This window comes from Serratia sp. 4542, assembly GCF_016805595.1.
Lineage (GTDB): Bacteria > Pseudomonadota > Gammaproteobacteria > Enterobacterales > Enterobacteriaceae > Serratia > Serratia nevei.
The window spans coordinates 14457-41277 of sequence record NZ_RXKV01000010.1 but is presented as its reverse complement, the minus strand read 5'-3'; the positions used below and the strand labels follow the sequence as shown (position 1 = coordinate 41277).

Genomic DNA, 26821 nt, shown 5'->3' with positions numbered 1-26821 from the left:
CGTTAACCTCGCATTAACATTTTTGATGACTTTCTATGCTAGCGAAGCGGCGTCGGAGTTAAATTTTTAATTAGCAGACTATGAAAAAAAGTTAAGCATAAAACGCTGCAGCAGCCTGTTTTATAGCAGGAAAATGCAACCTGGGATGCCGCAGCGGCATCCCGAATCGGTGGCTTAACGGCTGGGGTGCTGCTGCAGCCGTTCGCTGCGGTAGAAACTCAGCAGGCACCAGCCGAGGGCGATCAGCGCCAGCGGCGCGGCGACGAAGCCGATGTTGCCCATGCCCAGATGCAGGCTCACCTGGTTGCCCAGCAGCGCCCCGCTGCCGATGCCGAAGTTGTACAGGCCGGAGAAGATCGCCATCGCCACGTCGGTGGCGTCCGGCGCCAGGCTCAGCACTTTGGCCTGCATCGACAGGCCGATGGCCATGATCGCCATGCCCCAGAAGATGCACAGCACGGTCAGGTGGCTTTCGCTGCCGGCGGCCGGCAACAGCAGCAGCAGGCTCAAGGCCAGCAGCGCGATGGCGCCGATAAAGAAGCCGGAAGGAAAACGCTCGCTGTAGCGGCTGAACAGCAGGCTGCCGACGATGCCGGCGGCGCCAAACAGCAGCAGCATCAGCGTGGTGAAGTTCTCCGACAGCCCGGCCACGGTCTGGATAAATGGCTCGATGTAGCTGTAGGCGGTGAAGTGTGCCGTCACCACGATGACGGTCAGCATGTACAGCGCCAGCAGCGCCGGGCGTTTGAACAGCAGCGGCACGCTGGCCAGCGAACCGGAGTGCTCGCTTTTCAGCACCGGCAGCAGGCGCCACAGCAGCACCAGCGCCAGGGTGGCGCACACCGCGATGCCGATAAAGGTCATGCGCCAGCCGAGCAGCTGCCCCACCACCCGCCCGAGCGGCAGCCCGAGCACCATCGCCAGCGCGGTGCCGCCCGCCAGCAGGCTCAGCGCCTGGGCTTTCTTGCCCGGCGGCGCCACACGGATCGCCAGCGAGGCGGTGATCGACCAAAACACCGAGTGCGCCAGCGCCACGCCGGCGCGCGAGATGACCAGCGTGGTAAAATTCCAGGCCACGGCGGTCAGCACGTGGCTGGCGATAAACAGCATGAACACGCCGATCAGCAGCTTGCGGCGCTCGATTTTGCTGGTCAGCAGCATGCACGCCAACGAGGCGGCGGCGACGATCCAGGCGTAGATGGTGATGATCAGGCCGACCTGTTCGGTTTGCATCGAGAAGCTGGCGGCGATGTCGCTCAGCAGACCGACCGGAATAAATTCGGTGGTGTTGAAGATAAAGGCCGAGACGGCGAGGATAACCACGCGCAACCAGGCGGTTGAGCGCGAAACGGCAGCGTGTTCCATGGTAAACAAAATCCGGACAGGTGCGGGCAAGTAGCGATATTTTAACCAACCGGCCCGCTAAATGCGATACGCGTCACACTTTAATTGTGTGGTTTTTTTCGCCGCATTTCGACACATTCGCAGACACACGGTTGCACAAATGCTGTGCTAATCTATTGAAGCGTACCAATTTTTCCTGCCGCTCTTCCCCTCCGGCCGCCGCAGACGACGCGCCGCGCCGAAGAACCGCGCGCAGTGTCCATTTGGCGTTTTCTGAGGCGAGGTCATTATGTCCGCGATTTATGATTGGTCCGTGCTCGCATTGCGCAATGTTTACGATCGCCGCATTCAGGGCAAGCCGGTGCTCGACAGCGCCGCGCTGTTCCCCGACGCCGAACGTTTCACCGCCCAATGGCGGCAGATCCGCGAAGAGGCGCTGACCGTCGCCCACGCTCTGCACAATATTCCCCGTTTTCACGAGATCATGATCCAGCAGGAATCGATCTCCGCCAACGACGCGCGCGACTGGCGCATGTTCATCATGAAGGCCTACGGCCAGCCGATCGCCCGCAACCTGGCACGCTGCCCGACGCTGGCAGCGCTGATCGCCTCGTCGCCGGACGTGCTGTCCGCCTCGCTCTCCTTCCTGGCGCCCGGTAAACAGGTGCCACCCCACCGCGGGCCGTTCCGCGGCATTCTGCGCGGCTATCTGGTGCTGGACATGCCCAAACGCGCCGACGGGGTGCCGGCGGCGGTGCTGAAAGTGGACGGCCGCGAATACCGGCTGCACGAGGGGGAGTTCATGCTGTGGGACGATACCTTCGAACACGAGGTGTGGAACGACAGCGCGCAGGTGCGCACCGTGCTGCTGCTGGACATCCGCCGCCGCGACATGCCCGGCGGGTTGCGGCTGCTCTCCAGCGCCATCATCGCCCTGGTGCGGCTGAACGTGCGCTGGATGCAGCGCCAGTTCTGAACGCGGGCCTCCCTGCCCAAAGGGCGGCGCTCAGCCGCCGCCCAGATAGGCCTTTCTCACCTCCGGATCGTTCAACAGCGCCTGCCCGCTGCCGGTGAGGCGGATCTGGCCGTTGACCATCACATAGCCGCGATCGGACAGCTTCAGCGCGTGGTTGGCGTTCTGCTCCACCAGAAACAGCGTCATGCCGCTGCGGGTCAGCTCGCGCAGCACGCCGAAGATCTGCCGCACCACGATCGGCGCCAGCCCCAGGCTCGGCTCGTCCAACAGCAGCAGCTTCGGCCGGCTCATCAGCGCACGGGCGATCGCCAGCATCTGCTGCTCACCGCCGGACAGGGTCATCGCCCGCTGGTTGCGCCGCTCCTTGAGGCGCGGAAACAGCTCGAACATGCGCGGCAAATCCTCTTCCAGATAGCGGTTGCCGACGGTGATGGTGCCCATCAGCAGGTTCTCCTCCACGCTCATGTCCGGGAAGATGCGCCGTCCTTCCGGTGCCTGCGCGATGCCGCCGGCCGCCACGTAGTGCGTGGAGCGACGGCTGATGTCCTCGCCGCCAAACAGGATCTGCCCGCCGGCGATGCGCGGCTGGCCGAAGATCGACATCAACAGCGTGGATTTGCCCGCGCCGTTGGCGCCGATCAGCGCCACCGTCTCCCCGGCGTTGACCTGCAGCGACACCTGGCGCAGCGCCTGGATCGGCCCGTAAAACACGTCCACTTCGCGAAATTCCAGCATCGCTTCGCTCATCCCGCCAGCTCCTCTTCGTCCGCGCCCAGGTAGGCGGCGATCACCGCCTCATTGTGCTGGATCTCCTGCGGCGTGCCGCGGGCGATCACGTCGCCGTGATCGAGCACGATCACCCGATCGGAGATCTCCATCACCATGCCCATGTCATGCTCGATCAGCAGCACCGTGATGCCGTGATGCTGGCGCAGAAAACGGATGATGCGGCTCAGCGTGGCCGTTTCCACCGGGTTCAGCCCGGCGGCCGGCTCGTCGAGGCAGATCATCTCCGGCGCGGTGCACATGGCGCGCGCGATCTCCAGCCGCCGCTGCTGGCCGTAGGACATCTCCCCCGCCAGCCGGTTGGCGCAGTCCACCAGATCCACCACCTCCAGCCAGTAGAAGGCGTGATCCAGCGCAGCGCTCTCCGCCCGGCGGTAGCCCGGCGTATTCAGCACCCCGGCGATCAGGTTGCGGTTGCTCTGCATGTGCTGCGCCACCAGCAGGTTCTCCACCACCGACATTTCGCGGAACAGGCGGATATTCTGGAAGGTGCGCGCCAGCCCGGCGCGGTTGACCAGGTGGGTGCCGCCGAACATCTTGTAATAGAGGCGCGAGCCGAGCCGCTTCGGGCGTATCCAGTCGCCGGCGCGAAACTTTTGCCCCAGCACCTGGATCACGTCGGTCGGCCGCTTGTGGGTATTGAGCAGGATCGCGCCGCCGCTGGCGCGGTAAAAGCCGGTCAGGCAGTTGAACACCGTGGTCTTGCCGGCGCCGTTGGGGCCAATCAGGGCGGTGATGGAGCCGCGCTCCACCTCCAGATTGACGTCGTTCAGCGCCTTGATGCCGCCAAAGCGCATCATCAGGTGCTCCACCCGCAAAATGGCGTCGCTCATGGCGCCACCCCCTTGCGTTCGGCGAAGCTGGCGCGGCTGATGCGCACCAGCCCGCGCGGCCGCCAGATCATCATCGCCACCATCAGCACGCCGAACAGCAGCACCCGGTATTCCGCGAAACTGCGCAGCAGCTCCGGCGCCACCGTCAGCACGAAGGCCGCCAGCACCACGCCGAGGGTGGAGCCCATGCCGCCCAGCACCACGATCGCCAGGATCAGCGCCGACTCGAAGAAGGTGAACGAGGTCGGGTTGACGAAGCCCTGATAGGTGGCGAAAAATACCCCCGCCAGCCCGGCGGTGGAGGCGCCCAGCATAAACGCCGACAGCTTCACCAGCACGTGATTGAGCCCGAGAGAGCGGCAGGCGATCTCATCCTCGCGCAGCGCCTCCCAGGCGCGGCCGATCGGCATGCGCGTCAGCCGGTGCTTGATGTACAGTACCAGCAGCACCACCAAAAACAGCACCGCGTAAATGAAAATGAACTTGAGGTTGGGGTTGTAATCGATGCCGAGAAACTCGTGGATCGGCACCCCGCCGTCTTTGGCGCGGCGGCCGAACTCCAGGCCGAACACCGTCGGCGCCGGCACCGAGACGCCGTTCGGCCCGCCGGTGAGCGACATCCAGTTGTTCAGCACCAGCCGGATGATCTCCCCAAACCCCAGCGTGACGATCGCCAGGTAGTCGCCGTGCATGCGCAGCACCGGAAAGCCCAGCAGCGCGCCGGCCAGCGCCGCCATCAGCGCCCCCAGCGGCAGCATCGCCCAAAATCCCAGCCCGAGGTACTGATAGCCCAGCGCCAGCCCGTAGGCGCCGATGGCGTAAAACGCCACATACCCAAGATCGAGCAGCCCCGCCAGGCCGACCACGATATTCAGCCCCAGGCCGAGCAGCACGTAGATCAGGCCGAGGATCGCCACCGTCAGCAGGTATTTGGTGGCGACGAACGGGAACAGCAGCGCGATCGCCGCCATCAGCGGCAGGATCCAGCGCAGGTTGGATTTATAGCCCAGCGGCCGCACGTAAACGCCGTCGTTGCCGCCGTCGAAGCGCGCCAGCACCCTGCGCCCCGGCGCGGTTTGCAAGAACAGGCTCAGCAACAGCCGCCCGGCCATCACCGCGATGATAATCCACACCAACCGGTGCGGCTCGAAGTTGAAGCTGTAGCCGTTCAGCACGATGCCGACGATCGGCCCGAACACGATCAGGGCGATCAGCCCGGCCAAGACGGCGTCCAGCAGGCTGCGTTTAACGTCCAGCCCGCCGTTGATCACGGATTGCGACATGGCGTTCTCCTTAAACCTTGGCGATCAGCGGCCGGCCGAGCAGGCCCTGCGGACGGAAGATCAGGATCGCCACCAGCAACCCGAAGGAGAACACGTCCTTGTAATCCGAGTTCACCATGCCGGCGAACTGCGCCTCCGCCACCCCGAGCAGCAGCCCGCCCAGCATGGCGCCTGGCAGCGAGCCGATGCCGCCCAGCACCGCGGCGGTGAAGGCCTTGATGCCGATGATAAAGCCGACGTAAAAATCGAAGGTGCCGTAGTTCATGGTGATCAGCACCCCGGCCAGCCCGGCCATGGCGGCGCCGATCACGAACACCAGCGAGATCACCCGATCGGTATTGATGCCGAGAATCGAAGCCATTTTGCGATCCTGCTGGGTGGCGCGGCAGATGCGCCCCAGCCGGGTGCGCTGAATGATGTAGGTGAGGATCGCCATGCCGAGCAGCGACGCCACCAGAATAAACACCTTGGTGTAAGTGATCTGCACCACGCCGCCGTCGAACTCCAGGCGGAACACGCCGCTCAGCAGCGTCGGGATGCCCTGCTGGCGCGGCCCCTGGCTTATCTGCGCGTAGTTTTGCAGGATTAACGACATGCCGATGGCGGAGATCAAGGGCGCCAGGCGGGTGGAGTTGCGCAGCGGCTTGTAGGCGATGCGCTCGATCACCCAGCCGTACACCCCGGTGATGACGATGGTGAACACCAGCGTGCCGAGGATCAGCAGCGGGAACGAGTGCAGCCCGAAGAACGACAGCAGCGCCAAGCCGATGGCGCACAGGTAGGCGGAGATCATGTACACCTCGCCGTGGGCGAAGTTGATCATGCCGATGATGCCGTAAACCATGGTGTAGCCGATGGCGATCAGGCCATACACCGCGCCAAGGGTCAGGCCGTTGATCAGCTGTTGCAGAAAGAATACATCCATAATGAGCAGTCTCGCCTGGTAAGGCCGCCAACGCAGTCCGACGCGGCCCAAAGGTCATCGCGGAACGGGCTCGCCTGAGCGGCGAGCCCGTCGGTCATAGGGTTACAACTTCAAGGTTCGGCCGTTTACAGCTGGTGATATTTGCCCTTGTCATCCCATTGGTAGACCACGTAGTCCGAGACCTTCAGGTCGCCCTTCTGGTCCCAGGCCTTCTTGCCCATCACGGTGTCGACGTCGTGCGACTTCAGCCATTCGGCGGCCTTGGTGCTGTCTTTGCCGCCAGTGGCGTTGAAGGCGGCGGCGATCGCCTGGATCGAGGCGTAGGAGTAGAGGGTGTACCCTTCCGGTTCAAAGCCGCTGGCGCGGAACTTGGCGATCACCGCCTTGCCTTCCGGGATCAGGCGCGGATCGTTGCCGAAGGTCATCAGCACGCCGTTGGTGTACTGCGGCCCGCCGGCGGCGGTCACCAGCTCTTCGGTCACCACGCAGTCGCCGGAGAAGAACTTGGCGGTCACGCCCTGCTCGCGCATCTGGCGCACCAGCGGCCCGGCTTCCGGATGGCAGCCGCCGAAGTAGACCACGTCCGGCTTGACCGAGGCGATCTTGGTCACCAGCGCGTTAAAGTCTTTCTCGCCGCGCGACAGCCCCTCATACAGCACTTCTTTGACTCCGCGCTTGTTCATCGCCGCCTTGGCGGCGTCCGCCAGCCCCTGGCCGTAGGTGTCTTTATCGTGGATCACCGCGATGCGTTTGGCCTTCAGGGTATCCAGCATGTAGTTGGTGGCGATCGCGCCCTGCTGATCGTCGCGCCCGCACATGCGGAACATGGTCTTCATGCCGCGCTCGGTGATTTGCGGGTTGGTGGAGCCGGGGGTGATGGCGATGATGCCGGCCTCGTCATACACCTCGGAGGCGGGCATGGTGGAAGAGGAGCAGAAGTGGCCGACCACCGCCGAGACCTTATCCTGATCCACCAGCCGGTTGGCCACCGCGACCGCCTGTTTCGGTTCGCAGGCGTCATCCCCCTGCACCAGCTTGATTTTTTCCCCTTTGATGCCGCCGGCGGCGTTGATGTCCGCCGCCGCCTGCGAAGCCCCGCGCCAATACTGATCGCCATAGGTGGCGTTCGGCCCGGAGAACGGCCCGGCGACGCCGATGACGATATCGGCCTGCGCGGAAAACGCCGTACCTAAACAACCGATGAGCAAAGCAGCGAGCGGACTTTTTATCAATTTCGATGACATTGTTATCTTCCTCAGCACTGTTGTAGCGAAACGCCCGGGGGCGCGGATCAGTCACTTTATGTGTAGACGGGGAAAATAATTTTCTTGAGAGCGCAGTCGCATTCCCCAAAAATGGGTAAGCAAAAATCCAGCCATTGTGACGACGAATACATATTCTTTGCTTATTCATCCTACATATCAGTTGCGGCGCGGCGTGTGGCGGGGATAACGGGGTCGGGGCCGTACGACTAGCGTGAGAGGGGGCATGAGAGGGAGAGTGGCCCTGCACCATCGCCGTGCAAGGGCTTGTGCAAGCGATATGACAACGAAACAGGCGGGAAAATCAGCGCCTGCCAGCGAAAGATGCCGAAAAACAGCGCAAGGTGCTCATTCCCTCAGCAAACGCACTTTTTTTGCAGTTTAGCGCTTTGACAAACCCCAGGCACCCCGCTATTATTCGCCCCGTTCACACGATTCCTCTGTAGTTCAGTCGGTAGAACGGCGGACTGTTAATCCGTATGTCACTGGTTCGAGTCCAGTCAGAGGAGCCATATTTAGAAAAGCCCGCTCAGGGAAACCCGAGCGGGCTTTTTGCTTTCTGCCGTTAACCGAGCAGCGGCGTCTACAGCACCACTTCGTAGTGAGAGCCGTCCGGCAGTTCAACATCCAGCCGCAGTTTGCCGCCCGCCGCCTCAACGTAGCGTTTTAGCGAAGACAGTTTCAGATCGCGGCCCGGTTTTTCCATCACGGCCACGGTCGGCTGCCGGATCCCCAGCGCCTGCGCCATTTCAACCTGCGTTTTCTGTACTTTTTCGCGCAGCTCGGCAAGGTGAATGTTCAGCATGATGTCCGCCGCCAGCGCCTGCGCGTTGGCCACGACCTCGGGCTTTTCATCCGCAATAAGCTGTTCCAGCGTTCTGCCCATCGCGTCACTCCTTCTCGTTTAATGTGTTCAGCCAACAGGTGAATTCCCGATCGGCAATCTGAAGCATTCGATCGTAAAAGCGTTTTTCATTGCCGGCTTTATTGCCCGCGCAAAGCACAATGCCAATACGGTACGGATCGAAAGCGAAGAATGCCCGCAACGGTTCGCCACGGCTCTGAATGCGCAACTCTTTCATATTGCTGTAACGTGAGCCTTTCACCGTATCGGCATAGGGTCTGGGCAGCCCGGGCCCCTTTTCCCGTAGGACCATCAATGCGGCAAGTACGCCGGCCCGATCGGCATCGTTGAGTGAGCTAAACCAGTCATCAAACACATCCGTTGTTTTAATTTCCCACACGGGACCTCCCTGCAATATAGATCAACAACTATATAGATGTAAAGCTATAGCAGAGAGGTGCAGGGATGACATGCAAAGGCATGCGTTGTTACTGCAAGGCTGAACGTACATCCGAGCATTTTGCAAACGCAGTGCGAGGCATTCACCTTTTTACGAGCGGTATCGAACAATCGTTCAGAGGCACGGGGCGCTTCCCCGCCGCCCCTTTATGAACCCTGTCACAAAAAGCGCATAACGTTTTCGGCGTTCTGCGCAGCGGGCGATGAGCGACAAACTTGTTAACGCCACGTTACATCGGGTTAGGCAACATTGTTAACGCCGATTGATGCGCCAAACGCATCGCGCCATGCGTTTATTGCGCTTATTTAGTTTATTTTCCTGAGCGAGTCTTCAGCAACAGGCGTGGCGTCAAGCGCCAATAACAAACTGGAGATAAAGATGCATTCCTCTACCTCACCCATGACCACCCGGACCCGAGCCGGCGCGATCCTGCGCGTCACCTCCGGCAACTTTCTGGAACAGTTCGACTTCTTTCTGTTCGGCTTTTACGCCACCTACATCGCACACACCTTTTTCCCGGCCAGCAGCGAATTTGCCTCGCTGATGATGACCTTCGCGGTATTCGGCGCAGGTTTTCTGATGCGTCCCATTGGCGCCATCGTGCTGGGCGCTTACATCGATAAAGTCGGCCGCCGCAAAGGGCTGATCGTCACCCTGTCGATCATGGCTACGGGCACCTTCCTGATCGTGCTTATCCCTTCTTACCAAAGCATCGGGCTTTGGGCGCCGCTGCTGGTGCTGTGCGGGCGCCTGCTGCAAGGCTTCTCGGCGGGCGCGGAGCTGGGCGGCGTGTCCGTCTATCTGGCCGAAATCGCCACGCCGGGCCGTAAGGGCTTCTACACCAGCTGGCAGTCCGGCAGCCAGCAGGTGGCGATCATGGTGGCGGCGGCAATGGGCTTCGCGCTCAACGCGGCGCTGGAAGAAAGCGCCATTCGCGAATGGGGATGGCGCCTGCCTTTCCTGTTTGGCTGCTTGATCGTTCCCTTCATCTTCCTCCTGCGCCGCAAGCTGGAAGAAACACAGGAATTTACCGCCCGCCGCCACCACCTGGCGATGCGCGACGTGTTTAAAACCCTGCTGAAAAACTGGCCGGTGGTGATCGCTGGCATGCTGATGGTCGCCATGACCACCACCGCGTTTTACCTCATCACCGTCTATGCGCCAACCTTCGGCAAAAAGGTGCTGCTGCTCAGCGCCTCCGACAGCTTGCTGGTCACTTTACTGGTCGCGATTTCCAACTTCATCTGGCTGCCCATCGGCGGTGCGCTGTCGGATCGCTTCGGCCGCAAACCGGTGCTGATCGCCATGGCGCTGCTGACGCTGGCCACCGCCTACCCGGCGCTCAGCCTGCTCGCCGCCGCCCCCAGCTTCAGCATGATGCTGGCCGTGCTGCTGTGGCTGTCCTTCATTTATGGCCTCTACAACGGCGCGATGATCCCGGCCTTAACCGAGATCATGCCAACGGAAGTGCGGGTGGCCGGGTTCTCGCTGGCCTACAGCCTGGCGACGGCGGTATTCGGCGGCTTTACGCCGGTGATCTCCACCGCGTTGATCGAATACACCGGCGATAAGGCTTCACCGGGCTACTGGATGAGCTTCGCCGCGCTGTGCGCCTTGCTGGCGACGCTGTATCTGTATCGCCGCATCGCCATGCCGCTGCAAACCGCACGCTAACGCGCCATCGCCATAAGGAATCATGTCATGCAGAAACTCACTCGTTCGATCATCACCCTGCTCGTGTGCGCCTCCTTCAGTACGGCGGCGCTGGCCAAAGACCTGACCGTGATGATCTCCGGCGGCTTCAAAGCCGCGCTGGAGAAACTGGCCCCGGAATATGAAGCTCAAAGCGGCGACAAAATCATTCTGGTGTCCGGCCCTTCCATGGGGAAAACGCCGCAGGCGATCCCTGCGCGGCTGGCGCGCGGAGAGAAAGCCGATGTGGTGATCATGGTGGGCGACGCGTTGGCCCAACTGGACAAAAGCGGCTGGCTCCAGCCGGGTTCGCGCGTGGAGCTGGCTGATTCGCCGATTGGCATAGTGGTGAAACAGGGCGCGCCCAAACCGGCGATAAAAACGGATGCCGACCTGCGCAATGCCTTGCTGCAAGCCGACTCTTTCGCCTATTCCGACAGCGCCAGCGGCCGCTACGTCAGCGGCCAACTGTTCAAAAAGCTGGGCATCGAGCAACAGGTGAAAGGAAAAGCGCACGTGGTTGAGCGCATTCCGGTGGCTTCTGAAGTGGCGCAAGGGAAATACGCGCTGGGCTTCCAGCAGGTCAGCGAATTGCTGCCCGTGGCGGGCGTCACCTTTATCGGCGAGCTGCCGGAAAACGTGCAGTACATCACCCGCTTCGCCGGCGCGGTAACTGCCAAGGCGGAGCACCGTCGCGAAGGCAAAGCGCTGCTGGACTTCCTCGCCTCCTCTCAGGCACAGCCGACCATTCGCGCGACCGGCATGCGAACCGTGCCGGCGCAGCAGCCGGTCAGGCTGAGTGATACTGTTCAGTAATCAGCTTTTCCAGCTCGGCGGCGACGAAAGACTGCATGCGGCCGCCGCGTCTGATGAGGCCCACGCTGCGTTTCACCACCGGATCGACCAGTGGCACCGACGTCAACACCGAATGTTCTGAAGCGGGCATCGACATGGCGGGCACGGCGGCAATGCCGATGCCCGCCTCAACCATGCCCAGCATGGTCGTCACATGGCGAGTTTCACACACGCTGGGACGTTCCGGCACGATGTGTTCCAGGCGCTGATCGAGCAGATTGCGATTGCCGGAGGTTTTATCCAGCGACACGTAATCCTGCTGATAAAACTCCCGCCAGGTGAGGCTCTTTTTACCGGCGAGCGGATGGTCGCGCCGGCAGGCGGCCACGTAGACGTCCTCCACCAACGGCACAAACTCAAGATTAGGCTGCAGCCGCCCGGCGAAGCAGATGCCGAAATCGGCCTGGCCGCCGGTGACCGCCTCGATGACATTGCCGGCGCTGCCGTCGATCAGCTTAACGCGCACGCGCGGATAGCGAAGCCGGAAGCGGCGTATCACGTCGGGCATGAAATAGTAGGCCGCCGACGGCACCGTGGCGACGGTGACCAGCCCGGTACGCTCCTGGCTGACCTTATCGATATCGGCCAACACCGCTTCGACATTCATCAGCAGCTGATCCGAACGCTCGGCAAAAGCCTGCCCGTACAGCGTCAAAGTCACGCGCCGGGTGGTGCGATCGAACAGTTTGCTGCCCAGCGCGTTTTCCAGCTTCTCAATCCTGCGGCTCAGCGCCGACTGCGACAGGCAGATGGACTCTGCGGCCAGCCGAAAATTGCCGTACTCCACCAGCGCGCGGAAGGCATAAAGATCGTTGAGATCAAAATTCACGGGCATAACGGCCTACTCTCCTTGCTGAACGCAAAACAACGATGATAACCGCTTATATCGCCACGACAACCGCCTGGTGGTTGAACCACTCAAACCCCTATCGCCCCAGCAGCACCGTTGCCCAAACCACGATGGTCAGCACCACCGCCACCAGCTGCGCTGCGCCGCCCAAATCTTTGGCGCGTTTGGATAACGGATGTAATTCCAGCGAAATGCGATCGACCACGGTTTCAATCGCCGTATTCAGCAGCTCCACCACCAATAGCAGGAAACTGCAGATAATTAATAACAGCCGCTCCATTTTTGTAATATCTAAACCAAATGTAACAACCAGTAAAATGGCGTTAATAACCAATAATTGGCGGAACGCATCTTCGGTAAGCACCGCGTCAATAACCCCGGCCCATGAGTTCCTTATGCTGTAGGTTAATCGGCTTATTCCCTTTTTCTTATTTCCAGGCATAGCATTTGCTCTCATCAACACGACGACAACGTCCGCAAATAAATCACGCGCCGTGAATTTATCTCGGGTTTATTAATTAAAGACCTTAACCGTTTGCCCTCAGGAGAGGATTCATTCGCTCACGCGATGCCCGCACAACAGTGAAACGACCAGCGCGAAAAATGCCCTGGCGGGCTTATTATCCTGAGGACGTTAAAAGACGAAACGTTATCAGCCGGTTAAAGCGTTTTCTCGTACAAGCGGTAGCGCTTATAGGGCACTGCGCCGATGCGTTCTAAAATCGTCCGCATGCCGGTATTGGTTTCCAGGATCCAAGACATTTCCAATGCGTCGATATTGCGCTTGGCGAAAGGCTCGCGCAGCGCCTCAATCAGCAGCAGCGCAATAATCGGCCCGATGCGGCTGAATTGATATTCCTGGCGCACGCCCATCAACGGCACGCGCGCGGTGCGCACGCCGCTGACCTTCAGCCGCCACAATAACTTCGCCCAGCCAAACGGCAATAACCGCCCCTGCAGATCGGCAATCGCTTCGTTAATGTTCGGCAAGCCGACGATAAAGGCGCAGGGGGCGCCATCCACCTCGGCGATATGGATCATATCGTCGGGCACCAGGAACTTCAGCTGATCCCCCATGGTGGCGAACTCGTGCTGGGTGAACGGGACAAACCCCCAGTTATGTTGCCACCCGGAGTTGAACACCTCGCGCAGCACCTGCATCTCCTCGCGAAAGCGCTTGCGGTTGAGGCGGCGAACGGTCACCTTTTTGCGTACCTGGTCCATCATCCGGGTTAACGACGGCGAAAAGTGCAGATCGGTTCTTTTCATCCAATAGGCAAGCAAATCAATCCCTTCGCTGTAGCCCTGCTGCGCTATCTGGGGCGCGTAATAAGGCTTGGCGTGCGTCATCAGCGCCGAGGGTGGAGTGTCGAACCCCTCGACCAGCAGGCCGCTTTCCTGATTGATGTTGAGGCTGAACGGCCCGGTAATTTTACGCGCGCCTTTCGACCTCAACCACTCCTCCGCCACTGTGAACAACGCGCTGAATACGGCGGGATCGTCAACGGCGTCGATCATGCCGAAGTGGCCGGTATCCTCGCCATGCAGCTCGCGGTGCAGGGAATCAATTTGTGCGGTGATGCGCCCAACGACTTTCCCCTGCTTTTTGGCCACCCACGCCTGCCATTCGATATGGTCGGTGCCGGGATTCTTCTTTGACAGATGCTCTTCGCGCTCTAAATACAGCGGCTCAATCCAGTTTGGATCATCGCGAAACAGTAACGAGGGGAAAGCAATAAATTCTTTAAGCTCGCGTTTATCCAGAACTTTCTCAATGCGGATCATAAATAGCCTTACGTTTTAATAAAATAATTAAATAAGCGCGCGACAACGCCTTTAGCATTTTTTATGCTGTTCTCTTTAATTGGATTGTGTATTGCCTCCGGTTCAACGATAAGAAAAACCGAATATTACCCCCGGTGAATCAGCGTGCTCATTGCCCGATATTCACCCTGAGGTTTCCGTGATTGTTCGAAAAAAGGGAAACAAAAAGCGGCGCTGACATGCTACGCTAATGATGCTCTTTTATTATTTCGTGCTGTATGGGCAAAAGAAATCTGCCGCATTTAGTGTACCGACTTTAATCAGGAGCGGGATCGCCATTTTTACCACTTAATGCTCTTTTTAAGATTCAGCTTAAATGAGCCATTCACTTTTTGATTTCTTGCGGCATACTGTTTAGGAAGTGTTTAAGTTCTAAGATAGCCATGCACGAGGTCAAAACCTATGAGTCGACAGTTATTTTCTGCCCGACACATTCAGGCTAAAGAACGGCGAAACCCGGAGCTTACAATAGCCCCCTGTATATCGCCAGGGTGCCGTACAAGGCTGATAAAACGGGCAGCTCACACTCTGCCCGGGTAATAACCGGCGTACCGTTCAAGCACGGTAATATACGCTGTTCGCGGAATGAAGATGGTTGAATAACAAACTTATTCAAAACCTATTCATAGTAAAATATCAATTACCTCGCCAAGAGTCTTTTATCTCTTTTGGTGATTTTTAATCTATGGCTAGTTTGTCTATGTCTGAAACAAGTTCCGTTCATTCTCTTCCCATGCGCTATGCGGACTTCCCCACTTTAGTGGACGCGTTGGATTACGCGGCGCTGGGCAATACGGGAATGAATTTTTACGATCGGCGCAATCAACTCGTGACCGTTCTCGAATACCGCACGCTGCAGCAAAAAGCGATCTCGGGCGCGCGGCGTTTATTGTCGCTGAAACTCAAGAAAGGCGATCGCGTGGCGCTGATCGCCGAAACCAGCGCGGGATTCGTCGAAGCGTTTTTCGCCTGCCAATATGCCGGCCTGGTGGCGGTGCCGCTGGCGATCCCGATGGGCGTGGGCCAGCGCGACTCCTACACCGCCAAGCTGAAGGGGCTGATCGCCAGCTGTAACCCCGCGGCGATCATCAGCAGCGAAGAGTGGACGCCGCTGATAGCCTCGGCCACGGAAAAGGCGCCGTCGCTGCACATCCTCAGCGACGAGGATTTTAACGCCTTGCCGGAGCCGGAAATCGCGTTGCCGGCGCCCTCGCCCGACGACATCGCCTATCTCCAATACACCTCGGGCAGCACCCGCTTTCCGCGCGGCGTGATCATTACCCAGCGGGCGGCGATGGCGAACCTGAACGCGATCAGCCGCGACGGGATCAAGCTGCGCGCGGGCGACCGCTGCGTCTCCTGGCTGCCCTTCTATCACGATATGGGCCTGGTCGGTTTCCTGCTGACCCCGGTGGCGACCCAGCTGTCCGTCGATTACCTGCGCACGCAAGATTTCGCCATGCGCCCGATGCAGTGGCTGAAACTGATCGCCAAGAATCGCGGCACGGTGTCCGTCGCCCCGCCGTTCGGCTACGACCTGTGCCTGCGCCGCAGCAACGCCAAAGAGCTGGCCGATCTGGATCTCTCCAGCTGGCGGGTCGCGGGCGTGGGCGCCGAGCCGATCCCGGCCGAGCTGCTCGGCCAGTTCGGCGAACACTTCAGCAGCATCAACTTCGACAGCAAAGCCTTCATGCCGTGCTATGGCCTGGCCGAGAACACTCTGGCGGTGAGCTTTTCCGACCCTTGCTCCGGCCCGCAAACCAACGCCGTCGACCGCGATATTTTGGAGTACGAGGGTAAGGCGGTCGCGCCCGGCAAGAAGACCCGCGCCGTCTCGACCTTCGTCAACTGCGGCCGAGCGTTGCCCGGCCACCGCATCGAGATCCGCAGCGAAACCGGGCAGCCGCTGCCGGAACGCCAGGTCGGCCATATCACGATTTCCGGCCCCAGCCTGATGAACGGTTATTTCTGCGACGATGAATCCCAGCAGCAGATCCAGGTGACCGGCTGGATGGACACCGGCGATCTGGGCTATCTGCTGGACGGCTATCTGTACGTCACCGGCCGCAAGAAGGATCTGATCATCATTCGCGGCCGCAATATCTGGCCGCAGGATATCGAGTACGTCGCGGAATCTGAACCGGAAATCCGTTCCGGCGATGCGATTGCCTTCGTGACCGAAGAACACGACGAGGCGGCCAGGATCATTTTGCAAATCCAGTGCCGAGTCAGCTCGGAAGAACGCCGGGAGCAAATCGTGCATTCGCTGAGCGCGCGCATTCAAAGCGAGTTCGGCATCGCGGTGGATATCGAGCTGCTGCCGCCGCACAGCATTCCCCGCACGTCGTCGGGCAAACCCGCCCGCGCCGAGGCCAAAAAACGCTGGCTGAGCGCCTCGCTCTACCCGCAAATGCCGCAGCTGGCCGGTTTCGCGCAATGAGCGGCACCGTGGCGGTGACGGGCGCGACCGGCTTTATCGGCCGGCACATCGTCCAGGAACTGCTGGCGCAAGGGTTTAGCGTGCGCGCCCTGACGCGGCAAGCCGGAAAAGCCGCCATCGACAACCTGCAGTGGATCCCCGGCGCGCTGGAAGATCGGCCCTCGCTCACCGAGCTGGTGCGCGGCGCAGAGTGCGTGGTGCACTGTGCGGGCCAGGTGCGCGGGCATTCGGAAGCGGTGTTCACCCGCTGCAACGTGACCGGCAGCCTGAATTTGATGCAGGCCGCCAGGCAGAACGGCCGCTGCCATCGCTTCCTGTTCATGTCGTCGCTGGCGGCCCGCCATCCGGCGCTGTCCTGGTATGCCCATTCAAAACAGGCCGCCGAGCAGCAACTCATCGCCGCCACGGGCGACATCGCGCTGGGGATTTTCCGCCCGACGGCGGTTTACGGGCCCGGCGATAAAGAGCTGAAGCCGCTGTTCAACGGCCTGCTGCGCGGCGTGCTGCCCCGGCTGGGCGCGCCTGACGCCAGGCTCTCTTTTCTGCACGTGAGCGATTTGGCCAAGGCGGTCAGCCAATGGGTGCAGGCCGAACCCGCGCAGCCAAATATTTACGAACTGTGCGACGGCGTGGCCGAAGGCTATAACTGGCTGCGCCTGCGGGACATCGGCGCCGCCGTGCGGCACGGGCCGGTGCGTCTGGTAGGCATTCCGCTGCCGCTGCTGAAAGCCCTGGCGGATATCAGCGTGGTGTGGAACCGCCTGGTCAAACAGGAACCGATGCTGACGCGCAGCAAAATACGCGAGTTAACCCATCACGACTGGTCCGCCAGCAATCACGCGCTGTCGCAACAGATTAATTGGTTTCCACAGGTGAGTTTGGAACGCGCGCTGCGTGAAGGGCTGTTTTAATTATTCCAAATAGAGGTGTGTCAACGTTCTTATGCTAAATCGCGATGCTGTAATGGATTATATCCTGACGTGTTTGCAAGGTATCGTCGAAGGCGGAGTGGAAATAAAACCTGATAGCGATCTCGTCAATGATCTTGGCCTGGAGTCCATCAGAGTCCTGGATCTGCTGATGATGCTGGAAGATGAATTAGATATCTCCATTCCTATCAATATATTGCTTGATGTCAGAACGCCTGAGCAACTGCTTGACGCGCTGCGCCCTTATCTGGAGAAAAGCCATGGGACTGTATGATAAGTTTGCGCGGCTCGCCAATGACCGTGAACAATTTCAAACGTCCGGTCTGAATCCGTTCGGCACCTGTATCGACGAAGTGTATTCCGCCACCCAGGGCCGCATCGGCGATCAAAAGATTGTCCTCGCCGGCACCAACAATTATCTCGGCCTGACGTTCGATGCGCAGGCGATCGCCGCCGGCCAGGCGGCCCTGGCCGCGCTCGGCACCGGCACCACCGGCTCGCGCATGGCGAACGGCAGCTACGGATCGCACCTGACGCTGGAACGGGAGCTGGCGGAATTCTTCGATCGCCCCAGCGCCATCGTATTCTCCACCGGCTATACCGCCAACCTGGGCGTCATCAGCACCCTGGCGGGGCCGGGCTCCGTGGTGTTGATCGACGCGGACAGCCACGCGAGCATTTACGACGCCTGCGCCCTCGGCGGCGCGGAGATTATTCGCTTCCGCCACAATGACGCCGCCGATCTGGAGCGCCGCATGGTGCGCCTGGGCGAACGGGCCCGCGAGGCGATCATCATCGTGGAAGGCATCTACAGCATGCTGGGCGACGTCGCCCCGCTGGTGGAAATCGTCGACATCAAGCGGCGGCTCGGCGGGTATCTGCTGGTGGACGAAGCACACTCCTTCGGCGTGATGGGCGAGCACGGCCGCGGCCTGGCCGAAGCGCTGGGCGTCGAGCAAGACGTGGATATCATCCTGGGCACCTTCAGCAAAAGCCTGGCTTCGATCGGCGGTTTCGCCGTCGGCGGCAAGGGGATGGACGTGCTGCGCTACAGCAGCCGGCCGTATATCTTTACCGCGTCGCCGTCGCCTTCCAGCATCGCGTCGGTGCGCACGGCGCTGCAAAAAATCGCGCGCCATCCCGAGCTGCGGGAAAAACTGTGGAGCAATGCGCACCGCCTGTACCACGGCCTCGCCGAGCTGGGGTATACCCTGGGGCCGCGCATCAGCCCGGTGGTGCCGGTGATGATCGGCTCAAAGGAAGAAGGGCTGCGTTTCTGGCGCGAGTTGATCGCCCACGGCGTGTATGTGAATCTGGTGCTGCCACCGGCCGCGCCGGCGGGCGTTACCCTGCTGCGCTGCAGCGTCAATGCCGCGCACAGCGATGAAGAGATCGACACTATCGTGCGCGCCTTTGCGGCGCTGAAAAAATAAAGCCTTTCCCTCTCGGCCGCGGCGGCGGTGCCGAAAATGGCATCGCCGCCCTGCCGAAGCGATGCGCACCTCAGTGCGCAGCCGTTGATACTCCATCAGTCGAATAGCGATATCCCTGCGCAGCCATAAATTCCGCGATGGCTTTTTCCGCCGCAGAAAGCACCTCCTCGATCGGCCGATCGGCATCAAGATCCACGATGTCGGCACCTTCAAACGTCAATAACGGCGTGGCGGCGATCTTCTTCTCCAGCGCCGCTTTGCGGTGATCGGGTTTGCGCGCGCAGGCCACCGCCAGACTGACATTCAGCTTGAGCACCAGATCCGGTTTTTGCCCCGCCATCCATTGGAACGCCGCCCGTTCGCGCGCCGCCAGCCAACGGACGAAACGGCTCCCTTCAACGTCGACGGGAAATACCGTGCCGTCGTAAGCGCCGGGGATTTGCGCCTGCGGAAAACGGTCGGTCAACACGATGAACCCTTGCCGACGAAACGCCAGCATGCGGCGAAAACGCAGCAGCCGCCGCCCCACGAAAGCGATGATCACCGCCGACGGCAACAGGCCAATCCGGGATTTTTTCGTTTTGACTTTTTTGGTATTGCTCTCGATAGCCTTGCCCACCGAGCGCCCGAGCAGCGGCAATTTCGCCGCCGCACGCCCGACGTTACCCGCCTGTTTGCCCAGATGCACCTGCACCGCCGGGCCATAATGTTTCACATATTCGATCAGATGTTCACAAACGGTGGACTTACCCGATCCGTCGCTGCCAATAACCGCAATCAACGGCGGAAATTTTGCACTCATAATAAGACTCTCTTTCAATACACCAGAAACGGCGTGCCATGTTTGCAGCGAAATCACGCTTAACCTTGATCGGCAGCCGCGCAAAATAAATTGCCTCAGCGCAGTGCCAAACAGCACAAAAGATTAAGCGAAAATTAAAAACCTCTGCTCTTTTTTCGCTGCGGGTCAGGCCGAAATTAACATAAAAAGCGAAACTGACCTGCGCGCGAACAATTAGCACAAAATAACAAGAACGAACGCCATGAATATCAATTCAAATAACAAACCAAAATACCCATCTCATTATTTTATCGTGGCAAAGCACAATAAATATCTTGAACCCAAGGCGTATTGGAATACAATAGTTTTTTTCGCATTGGATCAATTATTGTGAGTCAGCAGATAAGACCTTCGTCTGATCGCTCGCCCGTGCGCGTAATAGCGATAACCGGCTGTGACGGCTCGGGAAAATCTACCTTGGCCACCAGTCTGGTCAACGCCTTATCGGCAAAAGAACCTGCCGAACTGCTTTATCTCGGCCAGTCTTCCGGGCGTATCGGCGAATGGATCAGTTCGCTGCCGATTATTGGCGCGCCCTTCGGGCGTTATTTGCTGAAGAAATCGCAGCGCGTGCACGATCGCCCTTCCGCACCGCCGGATAATGCCACGGCGCTGGTGATTTTTTTACTTTCCTATTGGCGCGTCTATAAATTCCGCCGCATGCTGAAGAAAAGTCGCCGCGGCGCATTGCTGATTACCGATCGTTATCCGCAGGCCGAAGTGGCAGGGTTTCGTTTCGATGGCCCGCAGCTGGCAAAAACCGCCGGCGGCAATCGCTGGGTACGCTGGCTGAGAAAGCGCGAACAACACCTGTACCAATGGATGGCGTCTTATCAGCCCCTATTATTAATTCGGCTGGATATTGACGAACAAACGGCCTATTCACGCAAACCCGATCACTCGCTGGCGGCGTTGCGTGAAAAGATCGCCGTCATCCCGCACCTGACGTTTAACGGCGCTAACATACTGGATTTAGACGGCCGCGAACCGGCCAGCCATATTTTCGATGAATCTCTGCGCGCCGTTAAAATATCGCTGAGGGCCGCCAATGCCTAGCCGACAAATAACCTTTTCGTACCGAAACAGATGAAAAAAAATAAACTCACTGCCGAACAGCACTCCTCTTCCACCTGCATTAGCGGGCTGATTGCCGTGGTGGGCAGCGACGGCACCGGCAAGTCCACGCTGACCGCCGATCTGGTGAAAAACCTGCAGCAGCATCGCCCCACGCAGCGGCGCTATTTAGGGCTGATCTCCGGCGAAGACGGCGACAAAATCAAGAAATTGCCGTTCATCGGCGTGTGGCTGGAACGGCGCCTGGCGGCCAAATCCGATAAAACCCAACGCATGAGCAACAGGCCGCCGGCACTGTGGGCGGCCCTGATCATGTACGGCTTTTCGCTGTGGCGCGCCTCCAACCTGCGCAAGGTGCGGCGGCTGGCGCAGAGCGGCGTGCTGGTGATCAGCGATCGCTACCCGCAGGCGGAAATTTCTGGTTTTTACTACGACGGGCCCGGTATCGGCGTGGAGCGCGCAAAAGGCTGGCTATTGAGCCGCCTGGCGGCGCGCGAACGCCGTTTATATCAACGCATGGCCGTCTATCGGCCGGCGCTGATCATTCGCCTCGATATCGACGTCGATACGGCGTTTTCCCGTAAGCCCGATCACAGCTATGACGAGCTGAAAGACAAGATTTCCGCCATGGTGCGCCTGCAGTACAACGGCGCGCGCATCATCGAGCTGGACGCCAGAGCCCCTTACGACGAGGTGCTGAGCAACGCGCTCAACGCCATTTCGGCCGTGGTGCCCCCCGTGAAGCGCCCACAGAGCGACATCGGGCAACCCGGCGAAAACGCCGGCGAAGAAACTCAGGTTTATTAAACGCATACAGGGCAAGCGCATGACAGCGGAACACAAGATGCAGAAAAACAACGATAACGGCTGGTTTGGGTTATGAAACGGTGGTTTTCCGATGGTGCGTTTCGCTCCATTTTACGTAATGCCGCCTACTTAGGCTCCGGCAGCGTGGCCAGCGCGCTGCTTGGCCTGCTGGCGCTCTCCTGCGCCGGTAAAGGCATGTCGCCTGAAATGTTCGGCGTGCTGGTGGTGATCCAGGCCTATACCAAAGCGGTCAGCGATTTCATCAAATTCCAGACCTGGCAGTTTGTGGTGCAATTCGGTACCCCGGCGCTGGAGCACCAAAACACCGGGCGCTTCCGCGACGTCGTCACCTTCTCCTTCGGGCTGGATATCGCCAGCGGCGTCATCGCCGTACTGGGCGGCATGATCATGCTGCCGTTCTTGTCCCACGCCCTGGGGCTGGACAGCGAAAGTTTCTGGCTCGCCATGCTGTACTGCACCCTGATCCCGTCGATGACCTCGTCCACGCCGACCGGCGTGCTGCGCGCCTTCAACCGCTTCGATCTCATCGCCATCCAGCAGGCGATCAAGCCGTTCCTGCAGGCGGTGGGCAGCGTCATCTCCTATTATTTCGATCTGGGATTCCCCGGCTTTATCGTCACCTGGTACGCCTCTAACCTGATCGGCGGCACGCTGTTTTGGTGGTTCACCGCGCGCGAACTGCGCCGCCGCGATATCCACGGCGCGCTGAGGCCACGGCTGTTCAACGTCGCACGCCGCATCGAGGGCGCCTGGAACTTCGTCTGGACCACCAACATCGCCCATACCATCTGGGCCGCACGCAACTCCTGCACCACCGTGCTGGTGGGCGTGGTGCTCGGGCCGGCCGCCGCCGGGCTGTTCAAGATCGCCATGACCTTCTTCGATGCGACGGGCACCCCGGCCAAGCTGCTGGAGAAAAGCTTCTATCCCGAGATCATGCGCCTGGACCCGCGCACCAAGACCCCGTGGCTGCTGGGCCTGCGCTCCTCGCTGCTGGCCGGCGGCATCGGCCTGGCCGTCGCGGTGTTGATGCTGCTGGTGGGCAAGCCGCTCATTTCCGCCGTCTTCGGGCAGCAATACCTGGAAGCCTATGACCTGATTCAAATCATGCTGGGCGCGATCATCGTTTCCATGATGGGCTTCCCGCAGGAATCCTTACTGTTTATGGCAGGCAAGCAGCGCGCCTTCCTGATCGCGCAGGCGACGGCCTCGGCGGCCTACATTGCGCTGCTGGTGTCGATGGCGTATGCCTTCGGCGTGCAGGGCGCCGCCTTCGCTTATTTACTGGGGCAATGTTTAGACGTTCTGTTATCCCTGATACCGACGATCGGCGCCTACCGCAATCGCTTTATGTTGGGGCTGAATGTGCCCAAAGAGAGTAATTAATGACCGCTAACGATAATTGGAAGAAGTTCTCCGCCGAAACCACCCAGGCGCTGTTTGTCGCGGTGGAAGAGGATGACCTGGTTGAGGCGAATATCAGCCTGCCGCAGCAGATTGATTTGCAGTGTTCCCCCGAGAGCATTCGGGACAACTACGCGCTGTGCCTGCAGTTTTGGGAAGACGGCTTTTCCCGCCGCGAGCTGCTGCAATTGGTGAACGGTTTCCTGAAAGACCCGCAGTTGGCGGCGGCTACCCGCATGCGCTACAAATATATCCGCGCCCGCTACAAGCACCTGCGCTTCGCCCAGCAGCTGTACGGCGCGCCCCACCGCGCCAACCGCCTGTTCCACACCACCACCGTGGTGCTCGGCCATTTTCAGGACGCGTTTCGCAACGGCAACCAGAAGAACCTGACGCTGTACGGCAACCTGCTGCGGCTGCTGCTCAGCAAGCCGGTGTGGTCGTACGTGCGCTATGCGCTGCGCCACACCCAGCTGGAAAGCGCACAGGGCTTTATCACCTACCGCCAGGAACAGATGCGCCAGCTGCAGACGCTGATCGCCAGCCCGGCGCTGACCGGGCATCAGTTCCACGACGTGCGCAAAATCGTCAGCCGCCAGGTGTCGTTTTACGACACGCTGAGATCGATCGATCCCGACAACCGCGAAGCCCGGCAGATCTCGCGCTTCCTGGCGGCGATTAACGGCCTGATGGGCGACCGGCATGACGTGATGGTGGCGGACAAGCTGGCCGGCGGCGATATCTATGACCGGCCGGCTATCCTGGATATCGACATCCGCCAGCGCCTGGAGCTGCTGCTGGCGCGCTTTCCGCTGTCGTTTTCCCAGCCGGCCATCGCGGCGGGCAGATAAGCGCGTTGCGCGGAGCCATGATGACGTTACGCCGCTTGCTGACCCTCGCGCTGCTGCTATCGCCGCTGGCGGCGTCAGCGCATAACTTCGTGCATGGCCGGCCGGTGGCGCCGATCGCCATCGCCGATCGCGGCGAGCTGCTGCTACGCAACGGCGATTTCAGCTACCGGCCGTGGAACAGCGCAAAACTGGCGGGCAAGGTGCGGGTGATCCAGTACATCGCCGGGCGCACCTCCGCCAAAAAGAAGAACTCGCTGCTGATCAACGCCGTCAAAGACGCGAACCTGCCGGGCGATCGCTTCCAGCCCACCACCATCGTCAACACCGACGACGCGATACCGGGCTCCGGCTTTTTCGTGCGCGGCAAGATCGAGAAAAACAAGCGGCATTACCCCTGGGCGCAGTTCATCGTCGACAGCGACGGGCTGGGGCGCATGGCCTGGCGGCTGCCGGAGGAGAGCTCCACCATCGTGGTGCTGGACCAGGCCGGGCGCGTGCAGTGGGCGAAGGACGGCGCACTCACGCCGCAGGAAGTTGACAAGGTGATCGCCCTGCTGCGCGCGCTGATCGCGCAGGAGACGCCATGACGCGCACGCCGCCGGGAGCCGATGACGCATGTCTTTGATTGAACGCTACATCACGGTTGAGATCCGCCGCCTGGTGATGATGATCGCCGGGTTTCTGATCTTTATGTTCGCCAGCTACTCCGCCCAGCGCTACCTGACCGACGCCGCCAACGGCACGCTGGCGCTGCGGGTGGTGGCCGAGGTGGTTTTCTATAAATCGCTGATTGCGCTGGAGATGATATTGCCCGTCGCGCTGTATGTCTCGGTGGCGGTGGCGCTGAGCCAGCTGTACAGCGATGCGGAGATCACCGCCATGCTGGCCGCCGGGGCCAGCCCGCTGCGGCTGTATAAGGCGGTGCTGATACTGGCCGTGCCGCTGGCGATAGCGGTCACGCTGCTGTCGCTGTATGGCAGGCCCTGGGCGTACGCCAATATCTATCAGCTGCAGCAAGAGTCGCAGTCGGTGCTGGACGTGAGCCACCTGCAGGCCGACAAATTCAACGTCAGCGGCAACGGCCGTATGATCCTCGCCAGTCACGTCGACAAAACGGCCAACCACCTGACGGACGCCCTGATTTATGTGCGCGGCGGCCATCACACCAACCTGTACCGCGCGCAGTCGGTGGAGGTGCTCGACGCCTCTCCCGCCAGCCCCGCCGTGCGGCTGAAAACCGGCACCGCCTATGTGCTGGATCGCCAGGGCACCGACGACAACGGGCAGAACTACGACAACTTCGACATCGCGCTCAAGCCGTTCGTGCCCAGCGCCGAGAGCCGGCACAAATCGGCCTCGCCGGCGGAGCTGGCGCGCTCCGCCGATCCGGGTGACGCCGCCGAACTGCAATGGCGCGAAAGCCGCGGGCTGACCACCGTGCTGATGGTGCTGCTGGCGATCCCCTTTAGCCGCATCAAGCCGCGGCAGGGCCGCTACGCCGCACTGCTGCCCCTGACGGTGCTGTTTACCGTGATTTTCTATGGCGGCAACATTTGCCGCACGCTGGTGGCCAACGGCTCTCTGCCGACGATCCCCGGCGTTTGGCTGGTGCCGATAGCCATGGCTGTCGGCATCGCCCTGCTGCTGGCGCGCGACTTATCCCTGCTGCGGAAACCCTCCCGATGACTATTTTTAGCCGTTACCTGATCCGCAACGTGTTCATCGGCTTTGCCGCCGCGGCCGGGCTGCTCATCCCGCTGTTCACCACCTTCACGCTGATCAACGAGCTGGAGGACGTGACCCCGGGCGGCTACCGCTGGCAGCAGGCGCTGCTGGTGACCGTGCTGACCCTGCCGCGCAGCCTGGTCGATCTGGGGCCGTTTATCGCGCTGCTCGGCGGCATCGTCGGGCTGGGGCAGCTGTCGAAAACCCTGGAGCTGACGGCGATCCGCTCCGCCGGGATGTCGATATTCCGCATTGCGCTGGTGATGCTCGCCGCCGGGCTGCTGATGAACCTGTCGCTCGGCGCCCTCGATGAGTGGGCGGCCTCGCCGCTGCAGCAACGCGCGCTGCAAATGAAGAACAACGCCCTGGCGCAGTCGAACGATAACGACGTCACCGTTAACCCGCTGTGGGCACGGCACGGCAACGAGTTTGTGACGGTAAAAACCGTCGATGAGAACGACCAGCCCCACGGCATTGAGATCTTCCGTTATCAGGCCAACCGCGCGCTGGAATCTTACCTTTACGCCGAAAGCGCCAGCACCGCCGCCGACGGCAACTGGCTGCTGCACAACGTGATGCAGAAAAGCTGGCAAGGTAGAAAGGAGACGATTGAGCGGCATAACAGCCTGCTCTGGCGCTCGCTGTTCGCCGTGCCGAGCCTGAAAGAGCTGACCCTACCGGCCGGCAGCTTCTCGCTCCAACAGCTGGATCGCTATATCGATTACCTGCAGGGCTCGGGCCAGCCCAGCACCGAATACCGCCTGGCGCTGTGGAAAAAACTCGGCCAGCCCCTACTGGTGCTGGCGATGATTTTGCTGGCCATCCCGTTTACCTTCACCGCCCCGCGTGCGCCCGGCATGGGCAGCCGGTTAGCGATCGGCGTGATCGTCGGGCTGCTGACCTACATCGCTTACCAGATCGTCCTCAACCTGGGGTTGCTGTTCGCCCTCAACGCGCCCTTCACTGCCCTCGCCCCGCCGCTGCTGATTTTGGCGCTGGCGTTGGTGCTGGTTTATCGGTTTGATCGGCGGGGTTAGGGGTGAGAACAGTGGTGTGATGGGAAAGGCTGAAGATGATTTACTCGTCCGCAGGTTGAACCCTATCGGCCAGGGTTGAGGGAGTGCCTGCGCTGCCACTCGTCAACCACATCACCTAGCGTCTTTGGCACGTCATTGCGTATCCATGCCATAAATTCACGATCGAAGCGAAAGTCCTCTCCGCACGCCTCAACCATGAAACGACGGACGTTTTGCGTATTTTTGTAGCTTTTATCCACGATCGTGGCGCGTGTTAGCAATGCGCTATGCCAATCGATTTTCAATTTAACCACTCCTGTGAAGAGCCGTTCGATAAAGAGCTTCA

General features: G+C 60.4%; 27 protein-coding genes and 1 tRNA gene. 15 read left to right on the top strand and 13 right to left on the bottom strand.

Annotated features, from left to right (window positions below; genetic code table 11):
* Positions 1-174: 174 nt before the first annotated feature.
* A complete protein-coding gene (locus EKL15_RS12420; RefSeq protein WP_033654945.1) occupies positions 175-1365 on the bottom strand; it encodes a sugar transporter in 1191 nt (396 codons plus the stop codon).
* 268 nt (positions 1366-1633) lie between these two features.
* On the opposite strand from EKL15_RS12420, the gene EKL15_RS12415 reads away from it, so the two are divergent.
* On the top strand, positions 1634-2320 hold the full coding sequence (locus EKL15_RS12415) for an aspartyl/asparaginyl beta-hydroxylase domain-containing protein (protein WP_203089534.1): 687 nt from the start codon (positions 1634-1636) through the stop codon (positions 2318-2320).
* Positions 2321-2350: 30 nt separating this feature from the next.
* Here EKL15_RS12415 and EKL15_RS12410 read toward each other — a convergent pair whose 3' ends face one another.
* The 5 genes from EKL15_RS12410 to EKL15_RS12390 all read right to left on the bottom strand — a co-directional run bounded on the left by EKL15_RS12410 (position 2351) and on the right by EKL15_RS12390 (position 7391).
* Positions 2351-3067: an ABC transporter ATP-binding protein gene (locus tag EKL15_RS12410; RefSeq protein ID WP_049198033.1), complete on the bottom strand. Its 717-nt coding sequence runs from the start codon at positions 3065-3067 to the stop codon at positions 2351-2353.
* Entirely contained in the window at positions 3064-3939 is an 876-nt protein-coding gene (locus tag EKL15_RS12405; protein ID WP_033635209.1) for an ABC transporter ATP-binding protein, read from the bottom strand. Before EKL15_RS12405 ends, EKL15_RS12410 begins: the two co-directional genes overlap by 4 nt.
* Entirely contained in the window at positions 3936-5222 is a 1287-nt protein-coding gene (livM, locus tag EKL15_RS12400; RefSeq protein WP_060420324.1) for a high-affinity branched-chain amino acid ABC transporter permease LivM, read from the bottom strand. The genes EKL15_RS12405 and livM overlap by 4 nt, the downstream gene beginning before the upstream one ends.
* 10 nt (positions 5223-5232) lie before the next feature.
* The gene (locus EKL15_RS12395; RefSeq protein ID WP_004928592.1) at positions 5233-6147 is read right to left on the bottom strand and encodes a branched-chain amino acid ABC transporter permease; all 915 of its coding nucleotides are present in this window, start codon (positions 6145-6147) and stop codon (positions 5233-5235) included.
* 125 nt (positions 6148-6272) lie between these two features.
* Positions 6273-7391, bottom strand: a complete 1119-nt coding sequence (locus EKL15_RS12390) for a branched-chain amino acid ABC transporter substrate-binding protein (RefSeq protein WP_087763177.1) — start codon at positions 7389-7391, stop codon at positions 6273-6275.
* Positions 7392-7845: 454 nt separating this feature from the next.
* Here EKL15_RS12390 and EKL15_RS12385 point away from each other — a divergent pair.
* Positions 7846-7921: transfer RNA gene (locus tag EKL15_RS12385), tRNA-Asn, on the top strand.
* A gap of 71 nt (positions 7922-7992) precedes the next feature.
* On the opposite strand, the gene EKL15_RS12380 is transcribed toward EKL15_RS12385, so the two are convergent.
* Positions 7993-8295: an XRE family transcriptional regulator gene (locus EKL15_RS12380; RefSeq protein ID WP_049200011.1), complete on the bottom strand. Its 303-nt coding sequence runs from the start codon at positions 8293-8295 to the stop codon at positions 7993-7995.
* A 4-nt stretch (positions 8296-8299) separates the two neighbouring features.
* On the bottom strand, positions 8300-8653 hold the full coding sequence (locus tag EKL15_RS12375) for a type II toxin-antitoxin system RelE/ParE family toxin (protein ID WP_100396990.1): 354 nt from the start codon (positions 8651-8653) through the stop codon (positions 8300-8302).
* Positions 8654-9091: 438 nt separating this feature from the next.
* Here EKL15_RS12375 and EKL15_RS12370 point away from each other — a divergent pair, with 438 nt between their 5' ends.
* The gene (locus EKL15_RS12370) at positions 9092-10387 is read left to right on the top strand and encodes an MFS transporter (RefSeq protein ID WP_060439477.1); all 1296 of its coding nucleotides are present in this window, start codon (positions 9092-9094) and stop codon (positions 10385-10387) included.
* A 27-nt stretch (positions 10388-10414) separates the two neighbouring features.
* A complete protein-coding gene (locus EKL15_RS12365; protein ID WP_159318226.1) occupies positions 10415-11221 on the top strand; it encodes an extracellular solute-binding protein in 807 nt (268 codons plus the stop codon).
* Here EKL15_RS12365 and EKL15_RS12360 read toward each other — a convergent pair.
* The 3 genes from EKL15_RS12360 to EKL15_RS12350 form a co-directional block, all read right to left on the bottom strand.
* Positions 11196-12095, bottom strand: coding sequence for a LysR family transcriptional regulator (locus EKL15_RS12360; protein ID WP_203089532.1), 900 nt, complete (start codon positions 12093-12095; stop codon positions 11196-11198). The genes EKL15_RS12365 and EKL15_RS12360 overlap by 26 nt on opposite strands.
* Positions 12096-12186: 91 nt before the next feature.
* Entirely contained in the window at positions 12187-12552 is a 366-nt protein-coding gene (locus EKL15_RS12355) for a diacylglycerol kinase (RefSeq protein WP_072265422.1), read from the bottom strand.
* A gap of 218 nt (positions 12553-12770) precedes the next feature.
* Complete coding sequence (locus EKL15_RS12350) at positions 12771-13895, bottom strand: N-acetyltransferase (protein ID WP_089186190.1); 1125 nt, start codon at positions 13893-13895, stop codon at positions 12771-12773.
* 739 nt (positions 13896-14634) lie between these two features.
* Between EKL15_RS12350 and EKL15_RS12345 the strand changes: the two genes are divergently transcribed.
* The 4 genes from EKL15_RS12345 to EKL15_RS12330 are packed head-to-tail and all read left to right on the top strand — an operon-like array spanning position 14635 to position 18736.
* Positions 14635-16374: a fatty acyl-AMP ligase gene (locus EKL15_RS12345; protein WP_172906261.1), complete on the top strand. Its 1740-nt coding sequence runs from the start codon at positions 14635-14637 to the stop codon at positions 16372-16374.
* A complete protein-coding gene (locus EKL15_RS12340) occupies positions 16371-17285 on the top strand; it encodes an NAD(P)-dependent oxidoreductase (protein ID WP_100396994.1) in 915 nt (304 codons plus the stop codon). Before EKL15_RS12345 ends, EKL15_RS12340 begins: the two co-directional genes overlap by 4 nt.
* A 31-nt stretch (positions 17286-17316) precedes the next feature.
* Entirely contained in the window at positions 17317-17577 is a 261-nt protein-coding gene (locus tag EKL15_RS12335) for an acyl carrier protein (RefSeq protein WP_019453571.1), read from the top strand.
* Positions 17564-18736, top strand: coding sequence for an aminotransferase class I/II-fold pyridoxal phosphate-dependent enzyme (locus EKL15_RS12330; RefSeq protein ID WP_087763182.1), 1173 nt, complete (start codon positions 17564-17566; stop codon positions 18734-18736). The genes EKL15_RS12335 and EKL15_RS12330 overlap by 14 nt, the downstream gene beginning before the upstream one ends.
* Before the next feature lie 70 nt (positions 18737-18806).
* On the opposite strand, the gene EKL15_RS12325 is transcribed toward EKL15_RS12330, so the two are convergent.
* A complete protein-coding gene (locus EKL15_RS12325; RefSeq protein WP_084827416.1) occupies positions 18807-19538 on the bottom strand; it encodes an ATP-binding protein in 732 nt (243 codons plus the stop codon).
* Positions 19539-19907: 369 nt separating this feature from the next.
* On the opposite strand from EKL15_RS12325, the gene EKL15_RS12320 reads away from it, so the two are divergent.
* The 7 genes from EKL15_RS12320 (at position 19908) to lptG (ending at position 26496) form a co-directional block, all read left to right on the top strand.
* The gene (locus EKL15_RS12320) at positions 19908-20633 is read left to right on the top strand and encodes a hypothetical protein (RefSeq protein WP_147840121.1); all 726 of its coding nucleotides are present in this window, start codon (positions 19908-19910) and stop codon (positions 20631-20633) included.
* Between the two features lie 30 nt (positions 20634-20663).
* Positions 20664-21458 (top strand): hypothetical protein, encoded by a 795-nt coding sequence (locus tag EKL15_RS12315; RefSeq protein WP_070914551.1) that lies wholly within the window; start codon positions 20664-20666, stop codon positions 21456-21458.
* Between the two features lie 72 nt (positions 21459-21530).
* Complete coding sequence (locus tag EKL15_RS12310; RefSeq protein ID WP_100396996.1) at positions 21531-22865, top strand: lipopolysaccharide biosynthesis protein; 1335 nt, start codon at positions 21531-21533, stop codon at positions 22863-22865.
* Positions 22865-23734 (top strand): hypothetical protein, encoded by an 870-nt coding sequence (locus EKL15_RS12305; RefSeq protein WP_100396997.1) that lies wholly within the window; start codon positions 22865-22867, stop codon positions 23732-23734. The genes EKL15_RS12310 and EKL15_RS12305 overlap by 1 nt, the downstream gene beginning before the upstream one ends.
* A 20-nt stretch (positions 23735-23754) precedes the next feature.
* A complete protein-coding gene (locus EKL15_RS12300) occupies positions 23755-24321 on the top strand; it encodes a YtfJ family protein (RefSeq protein ID WP_159318972.1) in 567 nt (188 codons plus the stop codon).
* A 28-nt stretch (positions 24322-24349) separates the two neighbouring features.
* A complete protein-coding gene (gene lptF / locus EKL15_RS12295; RefSeq protein WP_203089530.1) occupies positions 24350-25420 on the top strand; it encodes an LPS export ABC transporter permease LptF in 1071 nt (356 codons plus the stop codon).
* Positions 25417-26496, top strand: coding sequence for an LPS export ABC transporter permease LptG (lptG, locus tag EKL15_RS12290; protein ID WP_203089528.1), 1080 nt, complete (start codon positions 25417-25419; stop codon positions 26494-26496). The genes lptF and lptG overlap by 4 nt, the downstream gene beginning before the upstream one ends.
* A 62-nt stretch (positions 26497-26558) precedes the next feature.
* Here the strand turns inward: lptG and EKL15_RS12285 are convergent, their stop codons facing one another.
* A complete protein-coding gene (locus EKL15_RS12285; RefSeq protein WP_203090056.1) occupies positions 26559-26780 on the bottom strand; it encodes a DUF6434 domain-containing protein in 222 nt (73 codons plus the stop codon).
* Positions 26781-26821: the final 41 nt, after the last annotated feature.